This window comes from Haemophilus sp. THUN1690 (assembly GCF_059704375.1).
Window position 1 is genome coordinate 244,280 of sequence record NZ_AP046582.1, and the last position, 15,916, is coordinate 260,195.

The window sequence follows — 15,916 nt, forward strand, 5'->3', positions numbered from 1 at the left end:
AATGCAATAAATGGGTAATTTAATTACCCATTTTTTATAGAAATTATGAGCATTATTTTAGGTATTGACCCAGGTTCTCGCGTAACTGGTTATGGTGTGATTCGTCAAACAGGAAGACATTTGGAATATCTTGGCAGTGGCGCAATTCGTACTCAAGTTGAAGATTTACCAACCCGTTTGAAACGTATTTATGCTGGAGTAACTGAAATCATCACGCAATTTCAACCTGATATGTTTGCGATTGAGCAAGTGTTTATGGCGAAGAATGCGGATTCAGCTTTGAAACTCGGGCAGGCTCGTGGTACGGCGATTGTTGCCGCGGTAAATCATGATTTACCTGTTTTTGAATATGCCGCACGTTTAGTCAAACAAACGGTTGTGGGCATTGGTTCCGCAGATAAAGTGCAAGTGCAAGAAATGGTGACTCGTATTTTGAAGTTGTCAGATAAACCTCAAGCCGATGCCGCGGATGCATTGGCTATCGCGATTACACACGCTCATTCTATTCAACATTCTTTACATATTGCCAATTCTGTGAAAATGACAGAAACGCAAGAAAAAATGACCGCACTTTTAAAGACCAGATATAGTCGAGGACGCTTTAGATTAAAAATTTAACTGGATGTTCGTCCAGTTTTATTTTATTCTATGCGTTACGTTTTTTATCATTCGGAAGAATTATGATCGGTCGCTTACAAGGCATTCTTTTAGAAAAACAACCTCCAGAAATTTTACTCAATGTGCAAGGCGTAGGCTATGAATTGCTTTTGCCTATGACGAGTTTCTATGATTTACCAGAAATTGGACAAGAAACTACTTTATTCACCCATCTTGTTGTTCGTGAAGATGCTCATTTACTTTTTGGATTTGCTCAGAAAACAGACCGCACTTTATTTCGTGAATTAATTAAAACAAATGGGGTGGGGCCTAAATTAGCCTTAGCGATTTTATCCGCCATGTCAGTCGAACAATTTGCTTACGCAATTGAGAGAGAAGAGCTCTCTAAACTCACTAAAATTCCAGGAGTTGGCAAAAAAACAGGTGAACGTTTGTTAGTTGAGCTCAAAGGTAAATTTAAAGGCGTAAAACAAAGTGATTTCTTTGTAGAAAGTACTCATATTCCGTCACTTCCATCTATTGAATCGCGTGTAGAAAATTCATCTGATGAAGCTATTTCAGCCTTGATTGCTTTAGGTTATAAACCTGCAGAAGCAGAAAAAATGGTGAAACGAGTTGCTAAGCCAGAATTAACCAGTGAGCAAGTTATTCGCGAAGCTTTAAAAGCCGCACTGTAGGTGAGACATGATTGAAGCAGATAGAATTATTAGCGGGCAAGCTAAACTTGATGAAGATGTTATTGACCGCGCTATTCGTCCGAAATTATTAGCAGATTATGTTGGGCAGCCGCAAGTGCGCGAGCAAATGGATATTTTCATCAAGGCAGCCAAACTACGTCAAGATGCCTTAGATCATTTATTGATTTTTGGCCCTCCAGGTTTAGGAAAAACCACTCTTGCTAATATTGTGGCAAATGAAATGGGCGTGAATATTCGTACGACATCTGGGCCAGTATTAGAAAAAGCGGGAGATTTGGCTGCAATGCTAACTAATCTTGAACCGCACGATGTGTTATTTATTGATGAAATTCATCGACTTTCCCCTGCAATTGAAGAAGTCCTTTATCCAGCAATGGAAGATTATCAATTGGATATTATGATTGGTGAAGGGCCTGCTGCGCGTTCTATTAAATTAGATTTGCCACCTTTTACTTTGGTTGGCGCGACGACAAGAGCGGGTTCTTTGACTTCGCCATTGCGTGATCGTTTTGGTATTGTACAACGTTTGGAATTCTATTCTGTAGAAGATTTAACATCTATCGTTGCAAGAAGTGCGGGGTGTTTGAATCTTGAATTAGAACAGCAAGCCGCTTTTGAGATAGCTCGTCGTTCACGAGGCACGCCTCGAATTGCAAACCGTTTATTACGACGCGTGCGTGATTATGCAGATGTACGTAATGGGGGAGTAATTTCTGTAGATGTGGCAAAACAAGCGCTTTCAATGCTAGATGTAGATGATGCCGGATTTGATTATTTAGATAGAAAATTATTGTCTGCAGTTATTGAGCGTTTTGACGGCGGGCCAGTAGGACTGGATAATCTTGCTGCTGCAATCAGTGAAGAACGCGATACCATTGAAGATGTGTTAGAGCCTTATTTGATTCAACAGGGTTTTTTACAAAGAACGCCGCGTGGCCGTATCGCAACATCGCAAACTTATCGCCATTTCGGTCTGCAGAAATTATCAGACTAGATAAATTTAACCACTAAAAAAGCCTTATTGTACTCAATAAGGCTTTTTTAATTACTCACTATAACTTTTCAAATTACTTAATTTTGCTAAACCCACTTCACAACTTTTTAACTGAGTCGCTAACTCCATTTGAAGAATCTGTTGCTTACTTTGGTTTAACTTATTTTTAATTTTTCCTACTTGTGTATGTGTACCTGGTTGTTTTTCTGCTTGCGCAATCAAATTCTCTGTTTCTTTAAATAGTTGTTCACATTGTTGTGGCAGAATATTTGATGCAAAAGTAGAGGTTGATACAGCAGAGAAAAGTGCGGTTAAAATAAGGAATGTTTTTTTCATTTTAAGTCCTTGTTTCTCTTTATTATGAAATCTAAAAATTAAACTAGGCGGGAAAATAGCAAAATATACTTAGTATGTCTAGCTTTTGAAGTCATTTCTTCTTCTAAATTGTGATAAGGATCACGTGTAACATATATTTTTGTACAAAAAATAGCAAAATTGATTTATATCAACTAAATTATTTTTACTAAATAATGGGTATTTTATATTTTATGTCAAAAATGTGATCTAGATATGGTTTTTACTGTTTTTTATACTTATGTTTAGTAGTAGAATACCCGCCAATTTGGTTTATCTCTATAATAATTGGTGTTTTTTAACCATTTGAGAATGATTATGTAGATAAACCAATTTAAACTTAGCTAATTGGAGTTGAGTGATTAGGGATTATTTAAGGCTTTGCCTTTTTAATCATTGTTGGAACTAATGTTGTTTATACAGAGGAGTTGAGAATGTTGGACGTTGTTGACCTTTCTCGCTTGCAGTTTGCTTTAACTGCGTTGTATCACTTCATTTTCGTGCCGCTGACATTAGGTTTGTCATTCGTCCTTGTGATTATGGAAACCATTTATGTGACGACAGGCAAAGAAGTTTATAAAGATATGACAAGATTTTGGGGTAAGTTATTTGGTATTAACTTTGCCCTTGGGGTGACCACAGGTATCATTATGGAATTCCAATTCGGTACTAACTGGTCTTATTATTCTCATTATGTAGGTGATATTTTCGGTGCGCCATTAGCAATCGAAGCATTACTTGCGTTCTTCTTAGAGTCCACTTTCGTGGGTCTATTCTTTTTCGGTTGGGATCGTTTAACTAAAGGTAAACACTTACTCGCAACTTACTGCGTAGCCTTTGGTTCAAACCTTTCTGCGATGTGGATTTTAGTGGCAAATGGTTGGATGCAACATCCGGTAGCGGCAGAGTTTAACTTTGAAACCGTTCGTATGGAAATGACTAGCTTCTTAGATCTTTGGTTAAATCCAGTTGCGCAAAGTAAATTTTTACACACATTAACAGCAGGTTATACAACCGGTGCAATGTTTGTATTAGGTATCAGCGCATTCTATTTATTAAAAGGTCGCGATATTGGTTTTTCTAAACGTTCATTCTCTGTCGCGGCAACATTTGGTTTTATTGCTGCATCAGCGGTATTAATTATGGGTGATGAATCAGGTTATGACATCGGTAAAGCACAACCTGTGAAATTGGCTGCAATGGAAGCTGAGTTTGATACTCATGCAGCTCCAGCACCATTCCATCCAGTTGCGATTCCAAATACTGCTGAAATGAAAAATGATTTTGCGATTGAAATCCCTTACTTAGGTGGTTTAATTGCAACGCGTTCTTTAGATACTGAAATTGTTGGTTTGAAAGATATTCAAGCGAAAAATGAAGGTCGTGTTCGTAATGGTATGGTAGCGTATGATTTATTCACACAATTAAAAGCAGAGAAAAAATCAGCAGGCCAAGTAAGTCCAGAAACTAAAGCTAAATTTGATGAAGTCAAAGGTGATTTAGGTTTCGGTTTATTATTAAAACGTTACACAGATAAAGTTGTTGATGCAACGGATGAACAAATTAAACAAGCAGCACGTGATACTATTCCAAATGTCGGTCCTAACTTCTGGGCATTCCGTGGTATGTTAGCGGCTGGTGGTTTAATTATCTTATTAGCTTTCGGTGCATTTGTTCAGAATTTACGTAACAAAGTGACTTCTTCTCGCTTATTACTTAAAGCATTACTTTGGAGTATTCCATTGCCATTCTTAGCGATTGAATTTGGTTGGTTCTTAGCTGAATTTGGTCGTCAACCATGGGCAATTTATGAAGTTTTACCTGTTGGAGTGTCGGCGTCTCAGTTAAGTACTGGCGATTTATGGTTCTCTATTGGTTTAATTTGTGCGCTTTATCTTGCGTTCATTATTGTTGAGATGTATTTGATGTTTAAATATGCGCGTTTGGGTCCAAGTGCGTTAAAAACCGGCAAATACTACTTTGAACAATCATCTAAATAAGCAGGAGATGAATTATGATTGATTATGAATTTCTACGTTTTATTTGGTGGGTGTTAGTCGTTGTATTGTTGATCGGTTTCTCTGTAACTGATGGATTTGATATGGGCGTGACCGCACTTTTACCTGTAACAGGTAAAAAAGAAGTGGAACGCCGTATTATGATCAACTCTATTGCCCCACATTGGGATGGTAACCAAGTTTGGTTATTAACTGCAGGCGGCGCAGTATTTGCGGCATGGCCAATTGTATATGCAGTTTCATTCTCAGGTTTCTACATCGCTTTAGTATTGGTTTTAGCTGCGTTATTCTTACGTCCATTGGGTTTTGAATATCGTGCAAAAATTGATAACCCGACTTGGCGTTCTGTTTGGGATTGGGGACTATTCGCAGGTGGTTTTGTACCATCATTAGTATTTGGTGTGGCTTTTGGTAATTTATTACAAGGCGTTCCATTCCATTTCAATGAATTGACTCAAGTAACTTATACCGGTTCATTCTTCGAATTATTAAATCCATTTGCATTGTTGTGTGGTGTTATTAGCTTATCTATGCTTGTGACTCACGGTGCGAACTGGTTACAAATGAAAACAACCGAAGAATTACGTGATCGCGCTCGCTCAGTGAGCCAAATCGGTGCTATTGTCACTTTAATTGCGTTTGTATTAGCTGGTGCATGGTTATACTTTAAAGAGGGGTATGTAGTAACGAGTGTTGTGGATCATTACGCTCCATCTTCTCCAATAAATAAAGAAGTTGCTGTCGAAACTGGTGCATGGTTTAGAAATTTCAATGAAATGCCAATTCTTTGGATTTTCCCTGCATTAGCAGTAGTTGCTGCGCTATTAAATGCGGCATTTTCTAAAGCTAATCGTTGTGGTTTCGCATTCTTTTTCTCTGCATTAACAATGGCTGGCGTAATTATTACTGCTGCAGTATCTATGTTCCCATTTGTGATGCCTTCAAGCTCACACCCTGAACAGAGTTTGTTAATGTGGGATGCAACTTCAAGTGAATTAACATTAACGTTAATGTTGATTTTTGCACTTATCTTTGTGGCTATTTCTTTGGTTTATACCATTTGGTCTTATTCGAAGATGTTTGGTCGCTTAGATGCGAATTTCATTGATGAAAATAAACACTCATTATACTAAGGAGATTAATATGTTATATGTAATTTGGGTAGTGGGTGTGTTATTAGCTATATTTGCCAGCGCAAAATTAACCATTGGCAAAGAAAAAGCAGGAAAATTTGACGAGTAATATGATTCATTCACTCTATCAATTAATTAATAAGGGTTCGTTTCGAACCCTTTCATTTATTTTAGCGCTAGGACTAACAGCCGTATTTTTCTTTAATATTGATAATTTTTCAACGTTGTTACGAAATGATTCTCCTTGGTGGATTTTGATGATCTTTTGGGGATTGATTACGGTTTGGATTCATGGAATCGGATTTGAAATTAAAAGCGTAATTTGGAAACTACTTTTCTTACCTTATATCGCTTATATCATTATATTGATTAGTGCTGTAGAGCATTTTTATTTACGAGGATGATTTTTTTCTTCGGCATATTGCTTATCTAAAAAACAGGTTCTAAAATATCCGACCTATTGCGGTGGGCAAAGCTTAATAATGTCAGAAAAAACCTTCTATCTTCCCGTTCGAGTATATTATGAAGATACTGATGCTGGTGGCGTTGTGTATCATGCTCGTTATTTGCATTTTTTTGAGCGGGCTAGAACAGAATATTTGCGAGCGTTAAATTTTACGCAGCAAACTTTATTACAAGAACAACAACTCGCGTTTGTTGTCAAATCGCTCGCTATTGATTATTGCGTTGCGGCAAAATTGGATGATTTACTCACGGTAGAAACAGATGTCATAGAGATAAAAGGTGCAACAATCCTTTTTGAGCAAAGACTTATGCGTGATACGGTGATGTTATCAAAGGCTACAGTCAAGGTAGCCAGTGTTCATCTTGGCAATATGAAACCTGTGGCTCTTCCTAAAGAAGTAAAAGCTGCATTTTACAACCTAAAATAAACTTTTCGGAGTATGCAATGACTGCAGAATTGAATTTCTTAGATCTTTTTCTAAAAGCAAGTATTGTTGTTCAACTTGTAATTGTGATTTTGATTTCATTTTCAATTATTTCTTGGGCGATTATTATCCAACGTAGCCGAGTTTTAACGGCTGCTTTAAAAGAAGCGAATACTTTTGAAGATCGTTTCTGGTCTGGTGAAGATTTGAATAAGCTATATGAAGGATTATCAAATCGTCGTGATATTTTAACGGGTAGTGAGCAAATTTTCTTTGTTGGTTTCAAAGAGTTTTCTCGCTTGAAACAAGTGAATCCTGATGCGCCAGAGGCAATTATTAAAGGAACCACGCGAGCAATGAATCTTACAATGAATCGTGAAGTTGAAAGCCTTGAAAGTCGCGTACCATTTTTGGCTACAGTAGCTTCTGTTAGCCCTTATATCGGTTTATTCGGAACCGTTTGGGGTATCATGCACGCTTTTATGGCATTAAGTGGTGCTAAGCAAGCAACTTTACAAATGGTTGCTCCTGGTATCGCCGAGGCATTGATTGCTACTGCAATCGGTTTATTTGCTGCGATTCCAGCTGTAATGGCTTATAACCGTTTAAGTTTACGTGTGAATGCTATTGAACAGAATTATGGTAACTTTATTGATGAATTTACGACGATTTTACATCGCCAAGCTTTCGGCAAAGCACCACACTAAAATATAGAAAAAATACACCGCACTCTTTCGTTAAGTGCGGTGAAAAATAAGAGAGATTTGAATTATGGCTCGTCGTCAGCGTAAAGATATTAAATCTGAAATTAATATTGTCCCGTTTTTGGATGTATTGTTAGTGCTTGTGTTGATCTTTATGGCAACAGCGCCAATTATTAGCCAAAGTGTACAAGTGGAATTGCCGGATTCAGTGCAAAGTCAAAATGTATCTAATGAAGATAAAGTGCCGGTAATTCTTGAAGTTTCAGGGGTTGGACAATATGCGATTTCTATTGGCGGAGAACGTCAAGAAGGGTTAACGGAAGAAATGGTGAGACAGTTATCTCGACAAGAATTTGATAAAGATAATAACACACTATTTTTAGTGGGTGGAGCTAAGGAAGTTCCCTATGAAGAAGTGATTAAAGCACTTAATCTGCTCCACCTTGCTGGAATTAAATCTGTTGGTTTAATGACAAACCCAATTTAACTAAGTAGGTAACCGTGCAAAATAATCGACAAAAAAAAGGCGCAAATGCATTTGTTATTTCTATAGTGATGCACCTTGTTTTGTTTGGATTGTTGATTGTCAGCTCTTTCTACCATACAGTTGAAATTATGGGTGGTGGTGAAGGTGAGGGCGATGCAATGGGGGCGGTAATGGTCGATACTGGCTCTGCAGCGCAAGAATGGGGTAGAATTCAACAACAGAAAAAAGGGCAAGCGGATAAGCAGAAACGTCCAGAACCCGTTGTTGAAGAAAAACCGCCACAACCTAATCAAGAAGAGATTAAGCGTCAACAGGAAGTTCAACGACAAGAAGAGTTAAAACGTCAGCAAGAACAGCAACGTCAGCAAGAAATAAAAAAACAACAAGAGCAAGCTCGTCAAGAAGCTTCGGAAAAACAGAAACAAGCTGAAGAGGCTAAGGCTAAACAAGCGGCTGAAGCTGCAAAATTAAAAGCAGATGCAGAAGCTAAACGTTTAGCTGCCGCAGCAAAACAAGCTGAAGAAGAGGCGAAAGCTAAAGCGGCAGAACTTGCAGCACAAAAAGCAAAACAAGAAGCAGAAGCCAAGGCAAAAGCTGAAGCCGCTGCTAAAGCAAAAGCTGAGGCTAAAGCGAAAGCTGAAGCAGATGCAAAAGCTAAAGCCGCTGCTGATGCTAAGGCAAAAGCAGATGCAGAAGCTAAGGCTGCGGCAGAGGCGAAAGCTAAGGCTGCTGCAGATGCTAAAGCTAAAGCGGATGCAGCAAAACGAAAAGCGGACCAAGCCAGTTTAGATGATTTCTTAAATGGCGGAGATATTGGTGGCGGTAGTGCATCTAAAGGCGGAAATGCGAATAAAGGTGGATCTCAAGGTAGCGGTGCTGCGCTTGGTTCTGGCGATGGTGGCAAAGTAGGAGATCAATACGCTGGAGTGATTAAGAAAGAGATTCAACGTCGTTTCTTAAAAGATCCAAGTTTTGCAGGGAAAGTTTGTCGTATTAAAATTCAATTGAGTCGAGATGGAACAATCTTGGGATATCAAAAAATTTCAGGTCCTGATGATATTTGTACAGCAGCATTAAGTGCAGTGGCTAGAACGAAAAAAGTTCCAGCAGCGCCATCGGATGCTATCTATGAGAAATATAAATCGCCAATTATTGACTTTGATATTCGATAATTCTTTATAAAAATTTATTGTTAAATTTTAAAGGTAACAAAATGAAATTATTAAAACGTTTAGTGAGCGTATTAGCGATTGTACTTGCTGTTGCAAGCAATGCATTCGCAGATGATGAAGTTCGCATTGTAATTGATGAAGGGGTTGATGGTGCACGTCCTATAGCTGTTGTGCCGTTTGCTGGATCTGCACCGGAAGATATTAGCAAAATTGTTGCTGATGATTTACGTAACAGTGGTAAATTTAATCCTATTGCAGTGTCTCAGATGCCTCAACGTCCAACTTCAGCAGCTGAGGTAAATCCTGAAGCTTGGTCTAATATTGGAATTGACGCAATTGTGGTCGGACAAGTTGTTCCATCTGGTAATGGTTATAGTATTACTTATCAATTAATTGATACCGTTGGTGCATCAGGTACGCCAGGGGCGGTATTAATGCAAAATAGCTATACAGTGACAAATAAATGGTTACGCTATGGTGCTCATACTGTTAGTGATGAAGTGTTTGAAAAATTAACTGCGATCCGTGGTGCGTTTAGAACTCGTATCGCTTATGTTGTGCAAAAAAATGGCGGTTCACAACCCTATGAAGTGCGTGTTGCAGACTACGATGGCTATAATCAATTTATCGTAAATCGTAGCTCTCAACCAATCATGTCACCAGCTTGGTCTCCAGATGGTCAACGTTTAGCGTATGTATCTTTTGAAAATAAAAAATCACAACTTGTTGTACAAGATTTAAATTCTGGTGCTCGTAAAGTGGTGGCTTCTTTTCCTGGACATAATGGTGCTCCTGCATTCTCTCCAGATGGTTCACGTTTAGCCTTCGCCTCTTCACAGGATGGCTCATTAAATATTTACGTGATGAACTCTCACGGCGGCGCTCCGACTCAATTAACTCGTGGTGCAGGTAATAATACAGAACCATCTTGGTCTCCAGACGGTAGCTCAATTTTATTTACATCCGATAGAAGTGGTTCACCACAAGTTTATCGTATGAGTGCAAACGGTGGTGGTGCAACACCGGTTGGTGGTCGCGGTAGTGCACAAATTAGCGCTGATGGCAAAACCCTTGTGATGATTAATGGAAACAATAATGTTGTTAAACAAGATCTCACATCTGGTGCATCAGAAGTACTTAGTACCTCTTTCTTAGGCGAAAGTCCAAGTCTTTCACCAAATGGAATTATGATTATTTATAGCTCTACACAAGGCTTAGGAAAGGTGCTACAATTAGTTTCTGCAGATGGTCGCTTCAAAGCGAGCCTTCCAGGAAGTAATGGCCAAGTGAAATTTCCTGCTTGGTCGCCATACTTAACTAAATAAAGAAAACTCATTGAGGAGAAATCTAATGAACAAATTTGTTAAATCATTATTAGTTGCAGGTTCTGTAGCTGCATTAGCTGCTTGTAGTTCATCTAACAACGATGCTGCTGGCAATGGCGCAGGCCAAACTTTTGGCGGTTACTCTGTTTCTGATCTTCAACAACGTTACAACACCGTATATTTCGGTTTTGACAAATACAACATCGAAGGTGAATACGTTCAAATCTTAGATGCACACGCAGCATATTTAAATGCAACTCCAGCTGCTAAAGTATTAGTAGAAGGTAACACTGACGAACGCGGTACACCAGAATACAACATCGCGTTAGGTCAACGTCGTGCAGATGCAGTTAAAGGTTATTTAGCTGGTAAAGGTGTTGATGCTGGTAAATTAGGCACAGTATCTTACGGTGAAGAAAAACCTGCAGTATTAGGTCACGATGAAGCTGCATATTCTAAAAACCGTCGTGCAGTATTAGCGTACTAATTCTTAGTATTTCTAATGCTTGAAAAACAGGATCCATTTTTTATTGGATCCTGTTTTGTTTTCATCGTTTGTAATTTAACCAATTAGCTTGAAAGAATGAATTTATTCTTTTGATTCTAAAACAAATGCGCTATCATTAATTCATCAACACAGTGGGTCGTTAGCTCAGTCGGTAGAGCAGCGGACTTTTAATCCGTTGGTCGAAGGTTCGAATCCTTCACGACCCACCACTCTCTGATTTAGTTGTCCAGTTGGGTTGTTAGCTCAGTTGGTAGAGCAGCGGACTCTTAATCCGTTGGTCGAGAGTTCGAGCCTCTCACAACCCACCATTCTTATTTGTATTATTCATCTCTAATATTTTAAATTTCTTTTAAGTTGCTTAAATTCTTGACTATTTTTAGCGGTTATTGTGGTAGAATACCCTTAAATTTTAGTCGGGCATCATTATGTTGGAAAATATTCGTATTGTTTTAATTGAGACTTCGCATAGCGGTAATATTGGTTCTGCTGCTAGAGCAATGAAAACAATGGGATTGACCCAGCTTTGTCTTGTTTCACCAAAATCCGTTGATGAACAATCTTATGCTCTTTCAGCTGGTGCAGAAGATATTGTAAAAAATGCTAGAGTTGTCGATAGTTTTGATGAGGCCGTCGATGATTGCTCTCTGGTGATTGGAACAAGTGCTCGTTTACGTCATTTACAAAGTACATTGATCGAGCCTAGAGAATGCGCGGAGAAAGTTGTAGCGCATGAAGGCAAGATAGCTATTGTATTTGGTCGTGAACGTATTGGATTAACGAATGAAGAATTGTTGAAATGTCATTACCATTTGAATATCCCAGCTAATCCTGATTATTCTTCTTTAAATTTGGCAATGGCGGTACAGTTGGTAAGCTATGAATTGCGCATGGCATTTTTAGCTCAAGATAATAAGGAAAATTCACTTTCTTTAATAGAACAAAACTATCCAACTGCAGAACAACTCGCTTATTTTTTTGAGCATACTGAGCGTGTATATCAGTCACTCGGATTCATTCAAAATCAAGGTGTTATGCAAAAATTAAAGCGTTTATATTATCGCGCTCAACTTGAAAAAAATGAATTAAATATTTTAAATGGCATGCTAAGTACGGTCGAAAAACGAATTGATCTTGATTTAGATTAATTGACTGATTTGGTAGGATATGTAAATATTGCAACATCACTTTTTAGGAACACTTTATGAAACTTACATCGAAAGGTCGTTATGCAGTCACTGCGGTTTTAGATATCGCTTTAAATGCAGAAAAAGGTCCTGTGAGCCTTGCAGATATTTCTGAACGTCAACATATTTCGTTATCTTATTTAGAACAACTTTTTGCTAAATTACGTCGTGATGGATTAGTAAAAAGTGTTCGTGGACCTGGCGGTGGGTATCAGCTAGGTTTACCAAGTGATCAAATTTCAGTGGGAATGATTATTTCAGCGGTAAATGAAAATATTCATGTGACAAAATGTCTTGGTCGTGGAAATTGTCAAAATGGCGTAGAATGTTTAACTCATACATTGTGGGAAGATCTGAGTAATCGCATTGAAAGTTTTCTCAATGAAATTACTTTGGCTGAATTGGTGAGTAAACGTGAGTCAAAACGCCAAACTCATAGCGATTTTGAGAATTTATTAATTGTTAATCAATAAAGGAAAGTAGTCCGTACAGTGCAGAATGCATTAAAGTGCGGTCAAATTTAGAATGATTTAGGAGTGAAAAATGAAATTACCTATTTATTTAGACTATGCAGCAACTTGTCCTGTGGACGAGCGTGTTGCGAAGAAAATGATGGAATTTTTAACCATTGACGGTACATTCGGTAACCCAGCTTCTCGCTCGCATAAATTTGGTTGGCAAGCAGAAGAAGCGGTTGACGTGGCTCGTAATCAAATTGCAGATCTTATTGGTGCCGATTCTCGTGAAATTGTGTTTACTTCTGGTGCGACAGAATCAGATAACCTTGCAATTAAAGGCGCTGCGCATTTTTACCAAACTAAAGGTAAGCATATCATCACTTGCAAAACAGAGCATAAAGCCGTATTAGATACTTGTCGTCAATTAGAGCGTGAAGGTTTTGAAGTGACTTATTTATCACCTGAGTCTGATGGTTTAATTGATTTAGAAAAATTTAAAGCCGCACTTCGTCCTGATACTATTTTAGTTTCAATTATGCATGCCAATAATGAAATTGGTGTGTTGCAAGATATTAAAGCTATTGGTGAGCTTTGTCGTGCAAATAAAACGATTTTCCATGTGGATGCAACTCAAAGTGTGGGCAAGGTTGCGATTAACTTGGAAGAGCTACCAGTTGATTTATTATCTATGTCTAGCCATAAACTTTATGGACCTAAAGGTATTGGTGCATTATACGTTCGTCGTAAACCACGTATTCGTTTAGAAGCGATTATTCATGGCGGTGGTCATGAGCGTGGAATGCGTTCAGGTACATTACCTGTCCACCAAATCGTGGGAATGGGCGAGGCTTATCGAATTGCAAAAGAAGAAATGGCATCTGAAATGCCACGTATAAAAGCTCTTCGTGATCGTTTATATAATGGCTTAAAAGATATTGAAGAAACCTACGTAAATGGCTCAATGGAGCACCGTTTAGATAGTAACTTAAATATTAGCTTTAACTATGTTGAAGGTGAATCTTTAATGATGGCGTTACGTGATATCGCTGTATCTTCTGGTTCTGCTTGTACATCAGCTAGCCTAGAGCCATCTTATGTATTGCGCGCACTTGGTTTAAATGATGAATTGGCACATAGCTCAATTCGTTTTACGTTGGGTCGTTACACTACTGAAGAAGAAATTGATTATACCATTAATTTAATGAAAAGTGCGGTGGAAAAACTTCGTGCATTATCACCATTATGGGATATGTTTAAAGAAGGCATAGACCTTAGTACCATTGAGTGGTCAGCTCACTAGGATTTAACTGCTATTATTAAATGGCATTTCTCAAGGATTTAAAAAAGGAAAGTTAAAATGGCTTATAGCGAAAAAGTAATCGATCATTATGAAAATCCGCGCAATGTGGGTTCCATGGATAAAAAAGATAGCAATGTTGGTACTGGCATGGTGGGTGCGCCAGCTTGTGGCGATGTAATGCAGTTACAAATCAAAGTAAATGATAACGGCATTATTGAAGATGCAAAATTCAAGACTTATGGTTGTGGTTCTGCTATTGCATCTAGCTCATTAATTACAGAGTGGGTGAAAGGTAAATCTTTAGAAGAAGCAGGCGCTATCAAAAATAGCCAAATTGCAGAAGAGTTAGAATTGCCACCAGTGAAAGTACACTGTTCCATTTTAGCGGAAGATGCAATTAAAGCGGCAATTGCTGATTACAAATCCAAAAAAGGCGAATAATATGAAAAAGTGCGGTCGGTTTTGACCGCACTTTTAGTGGTTTTGGGAGATATATGAGTATTACATTAACAGAAAAAGCGGCTCAACGAGTGAAAGCTTTTTTGGATAATCGTGGCAAAGGTATTGGTTTACGTTTAGGTGTGAAAACATCAGGCTGCTCTGGCTTAGCTTATGTGCTTGAATTTGTTGATGTCTTAAATGAAGAAGATCAAGTTTTTGAACAGCACGGTGTGAATATTATTGTCGATCCAAAAAGCTTAGTTTATCTTAATGGTATTGAGTTGGATTACGTGAAAGAAGGCTTAAATGAAGGCTTCAAATACAATAATCCAAATGTAAAAGAATCTTGTGGCTGTGGCGAAAGTTTCCATGTTTAAGGTAATAATCTAATGTTAAATCCTTTTCAAATTTTTGATTTACCTGTTGATCTTCAGTTAGATGAGAAGGCGCTAAATATACGTTATTTAGAATTACAAAAGGCGCTGCATCCAGATAATTTTGTATCAAGTAGTGCGTTAGAACAACGCGTTGCGATGCAAAAATCCACCGAAGTGAATGATGCCTTAAAAACGTTAAAAGACCCAATTTTGCGAGCAGAAGCTATCATTGCCCTTAATACAGGTGAACAGATCGATCTTGAACAAAAAAGTACGCAAGATGTGGCGTTTTTAATGCAACAGTTACAGTGGCGAGAACAACTAGAAGAACTTGAACATCAGAAAGATGAAGAAGCATTAAATTCTTTTGCAAAAGAAATTAAACAAGAAACTCAGTCATTATTGACCACACTTTCTGAGAGTCTGAAATCCCAACAATGGACGAAAGCATCTCAACAGTGTGATAAATTACGTTTTACTCGTAAGCTTTATGAAGAAATTGAACGTGTAGAAGAACGCCTTTTTGAACTGTAATAGATCTATATCTCAATATCTCTTGATATTATGCAAACTCTCGAACAACTAATATCTCCTGAAAATTCTGCTTGGCCTATACTTTCCCAATGGATTGAAAGTGCACGTAATCATTGTTATGTCATTAAAAAAGATCAATCAAGTGCAGAACGTGAACTTTTTACCATGCAAATGCCTACATCATCACCAATGGGGGCTGTGATTTATGAAACAGGTGGGATTTTAATTCATTATGGTTGGTTGCGTATTTTAGGTTCAGGAAGTTTGAAATTACCGCGCGGATTGATGGATTGGAATTTTAGTAAGTCTTTTAGTCAGTCTGATGAAAAACCAAAATATTTATTGGTTGCAGATGATGTGATAGGCGGTTACTTTGCATTAAATGGTGGTTCGTTAGGCGATAACCTTGGCAAAATTTATTATTTTTCACCGAAAGATCTCACTTGGCATAATTTAAATTTTACTTATACAGAATTTTTAGCTTGGGTATTGAATGGTGATTTAGAGGCTTTTTATCAAGGTCTATTTTGGCAAAATTGGCAAGATGATGTGAAACAATTGGATGGTAATCAAATTTTTGTATTCTCGCCTGACTTAAGTGAAGATAGAAAAATAGCGATTGATGAACGTCAAAAACATGAAGTCAATATTGAAACCCATTACCAAGCAAGCTTTGCAGAAAAAAATAAATTTGATTTGGCGTATTCCGTCGCATAACCAG

20 protein-coding genes and 2 tRNA genes are annotated in these 15,916 nt (G+C 37.9%); 21 read left to right on the plus strand and 1 reads right to left on the minus strand.

Annotated elements, in window-relative coordinates:
- Positions 1–45 precede the first annotated feature (45 nt).
- The 3 genes from ruvC (at position 46) to ruvB (ending at position 2,310) form a co-directional block, all read left to right on the plus strand.
- Positions 46–618: a crossover junction endodeoxyribonuclease RuvC gene (ruvC, locus tag AC6H22_RS01130; RefSeq protein WP_005628536.1), complete on the plus strand. Its 573-nt coding sequence runs from the start codon at positions 46–48 to the stop codon at positions 616–618.
- Between the two features lie 62 nt (positions 619–680).
- The gene (gene ruvA / locus AC6H22_RS01135) at positions 681–1,295 is read left to right on the plus strand and encodes a Holliday junction branch migration protein RuvA (RefSeq protein WP_005628534.1); all 615 of its coding nucleotides are present in this window, start codon (positions 681–683) and stop codon (positions 1,293–1,295) included.
- A 7-nt stretch (positions 1,296–1,302) separates the two neighbouring features.
- Positions 1,303–2,310 (plus strand): Holliday junction branch migration DNA helicase RuvB, encoded by a 1,008-nt coding sequence (gene ruvB, locus AC6H22_RS01140; RefSeq protein WP_005628532.1) that lies wholly within the window; start codon positions 1,303–1,305, stop codon positions 2,308–2,310.
- Between the two features lie 51 nt (positions 2,311–2,361).
- On the opposite strand, the gene AC6H22_RS01145 is transcribed toward ruvB, so the two are convergent.
- A complete protein-coding gene (locus AC6H22_RS01145; protein WP_005634127.1) occupies positions 2,362–2,646 on the minus strand; it encodes a DUF5339 domain-containing protein in 285 nt (94 codons plus the stop codon).
- A gap of 452 nt (positions 2,647–3,098) precedes the next feature.
- Here AC6H22_RS01145 and AC6H22_RS01150 point away from each other — a divergent pair, with 452 nt between their 5' ends.
- The 18 genes from AC6H22_RS01150 to AC6H22_RS01235 all read left to right on the plus strand — a co-directional run bounded on the left by AC6H22_RS01150 (position 3,099) and on the right by AC6H22_RS01235 (position 15,912).
- The gene (locus AC6H22_RS01150) at positions 3,099–4,664 is read left to right on the plus strand and encodes a cytochrome ubiquinol oxidase subunit I (protein WP_497515208.1); all 1,566 of its coding nucleotides are present in this window, start codon (positions 3,099–3,101) and stop codon (positions 4,662–4,664) included.
- 14 nt (positions 4,665–4,678) lie between these two features.
- A complete protein-coding gene (gene cydB, locus AC6H22_RS01155; RefSeq protein WP_032825774.1) occupies positions 4,679–5,815 on the plus strand; it encodes a cytochrome d ubiquinol oxidase subunit II in 1,137 nt (378 codons plus the stop codon).
- 110 nt (positions 5,816–5,925) lie between these two features.
- The gene (gene ybgE, locus AC6H22_RS01160) at positions 5,926–6,219 is read left to right on the plus strand and encodes a cyd operon protein YbgE (protein ID WP_005626977.1); all 294 of its coding nucleotides are present in this window, start codon (positions 5,926–5,928) and stop codon (positions 6,217–6,219) included.
- A 78-nt stretch (positions 6,220–6,297) separates the two neighbouring features.
- Complete coding sequence (gene ybgC, locus AC6H22_RS01165; RefSeq protein ID WP_005626975.1) at positions 6,298–6,708, plus strand: tol-pal system-associated acyl-CoA thioesterase; 411 nt, start codon at positions 6,298–6,300, stop codon at positions 6,706–6,708.
- A gap of 17 nt (positions 6,709–6,725) precedes the next feature.
- Entirely contained in the window at positions 6,726–7,412 is a 687-nt protein-coding gene (gene tolQ / locus AC6H22_RS01170) for a protein TolQ (RefSeq protein ID WP_005626973.1), read from the plus strand.
- 64 nt (positions 7,413–7,476) lie between these two features.
- Complete coding sequence (tolR, locus tag AC6H22_RS01175) at positions 7,477–7,896, plus strand: colicin uptake protein TolR (protein ID WP_005626970.1); 420 nt, start codon at positions 7,477–7,479, stop codon at positions 7,894–7,896.
- A 14-nt stretch (positions 7,897–7,910) separates the two neighbouring features.
- Positions 7,911–9,068 (plus strand): cell envelope integrity protein TolA, encoded by a 1,158-nt coding sequence (tolA, locus tag AC6H22_RS01180; protein WP_497512914.1) that lies wholly within the window; start codon positions 7,911–7,913, stop codon positions 9,066–9,068.
- A 41-nt stretch (positions 9,069–9,109) separates the two neighbouring features.
- Complete coding sequence (gene tolB / locus AC6H22_RS01185; protein WP_005626967.1) at positions 9,110–10,393, plus strand: Tol-Pal system beta propeller repeat protein TolB; 1,284 nt, start codon at positions 9,110–9,112, stop codon at positions 10,391–10,393.
- Between the two features lie 25 nt (positions 10,394–10,418).
- Positions 10,419–10,880 carry a peptidoglycan-associated lipoprotein Pal gene (pal, locus tag AC6H22_RS01190; protein ID WP_005626966.1) on the plus strand — a complete coding sequence of 154 codons (462 nt, stop codon included), beginning with the start codon at positions 10,419–10,421 and terminating at the stop codon, positions 10,878–10,880.
- A 154-nt stretch (positions 10,881–11,034) separates the two neighbouring features.
- A tRNA-Lys gene (locus AC6H22_RS01195) sits at positions 11,035–11,110 on the plus strand.
- Between the two features lie 23 nt (positions 11,111–11,133).
- Positions 11,134–11,209 (plus strand) — tRNA-Lys (locus AC6H22_RS01200).
- A 117-nt stretch (positions 11,210–11,326) separates the two neighbouring features.
- Positions 11,327–12,046: a tRNA (cytosine(32)/uridine(32)-2'-O)-methyltransferase TrmJ gene (gene trmJ / locus AC6H22_RS01205; RefSeq protein ID WP_005626965.1), complete on the plus strand. Its 720-nt coding sequence runs from the start codon at positions 11,327–11,329 to the stop codon at positions 12,044–12,046.
- Positions 12,047–12,102: 56 nt separating this feature from the next.
- Complete coding sequence (gene iscR, locus AC6H22_RS01210) at positions 12,103–12,558, plus strand: Fe-S cluster assembly transcriptional regulator IscR (protein WP_005630093.1); 456 nt, start codon at positions 12,103–12,105, stop codon at positions 12,556–12,558.
- Between the two features lie 70 nt (positions 12,559–12,628).
- Complete coding sequence (locus AC6H22_RS01215; RefSeq protein ID WP_497515210.1) at positions 12,629–13,843, plus strand: IscS subfamily cysteine desulfurase; 1,215 nt, start codon at positions 12,629–12,631, stop codon at positions 13,841–13,843.
- A 57-nt stretch (positions 13,844–13,900) separates the two neighbouring features.
- Positions 13,901–14,284: a Fe-S cluster assembly scaffold IscU gene (iscU, locus tag AC6H22_RS01220; protein WP_005626962.1), complete on the plus strand. Its 384-nt coding sequence runs from the start codon at positions 13,901–13,903 to the stop codon at positions 14,282–14,284.
- 53 nt (positions 14,285–14,337) lie between these two features.
- The gene (iscA, locus tag AC6H22_RS01225; RefSeq protein ID WP_005626961.1) at positions 14,338–14,661 is read left to right on the plus strand and encodes an iron-sulfur cluster assembly protein IscA; all 324 of its coding nucleotides are present in this window, start codon (positions 14,338–14,340) and stop codon (positions 14,659–14,661) included.
- A gap of 12 nt (positions 14,662–14,673) precedes the next feature.
- The gene (hscB, locus tag AC6H22_RS01230) at positions 14,674–15,195 is read left to right on the plus strand and encodes a Fe-S protein assembly co-chaperone HscB (RefSeq protein WP_118817458.1); all 522 of its coding nucleotides are present in this window, start codon (positions 14,674–14,676) and stop codon (positions 15,193–15,195) included.
- Between the two features lie 30 nt (positions 15,196–15,225).
- A complete protein-coding gene (locus AC6H22_RS01235; protein WP_118817459.1) occupies positions 15,226–15,912 on the plus strand; it encodes a DUF2625 domain-containing protein in 687 nt (228 codons plus the stop codon).
- Positions 15,913–15,916 lie beyond the last annotated feature (4 nt).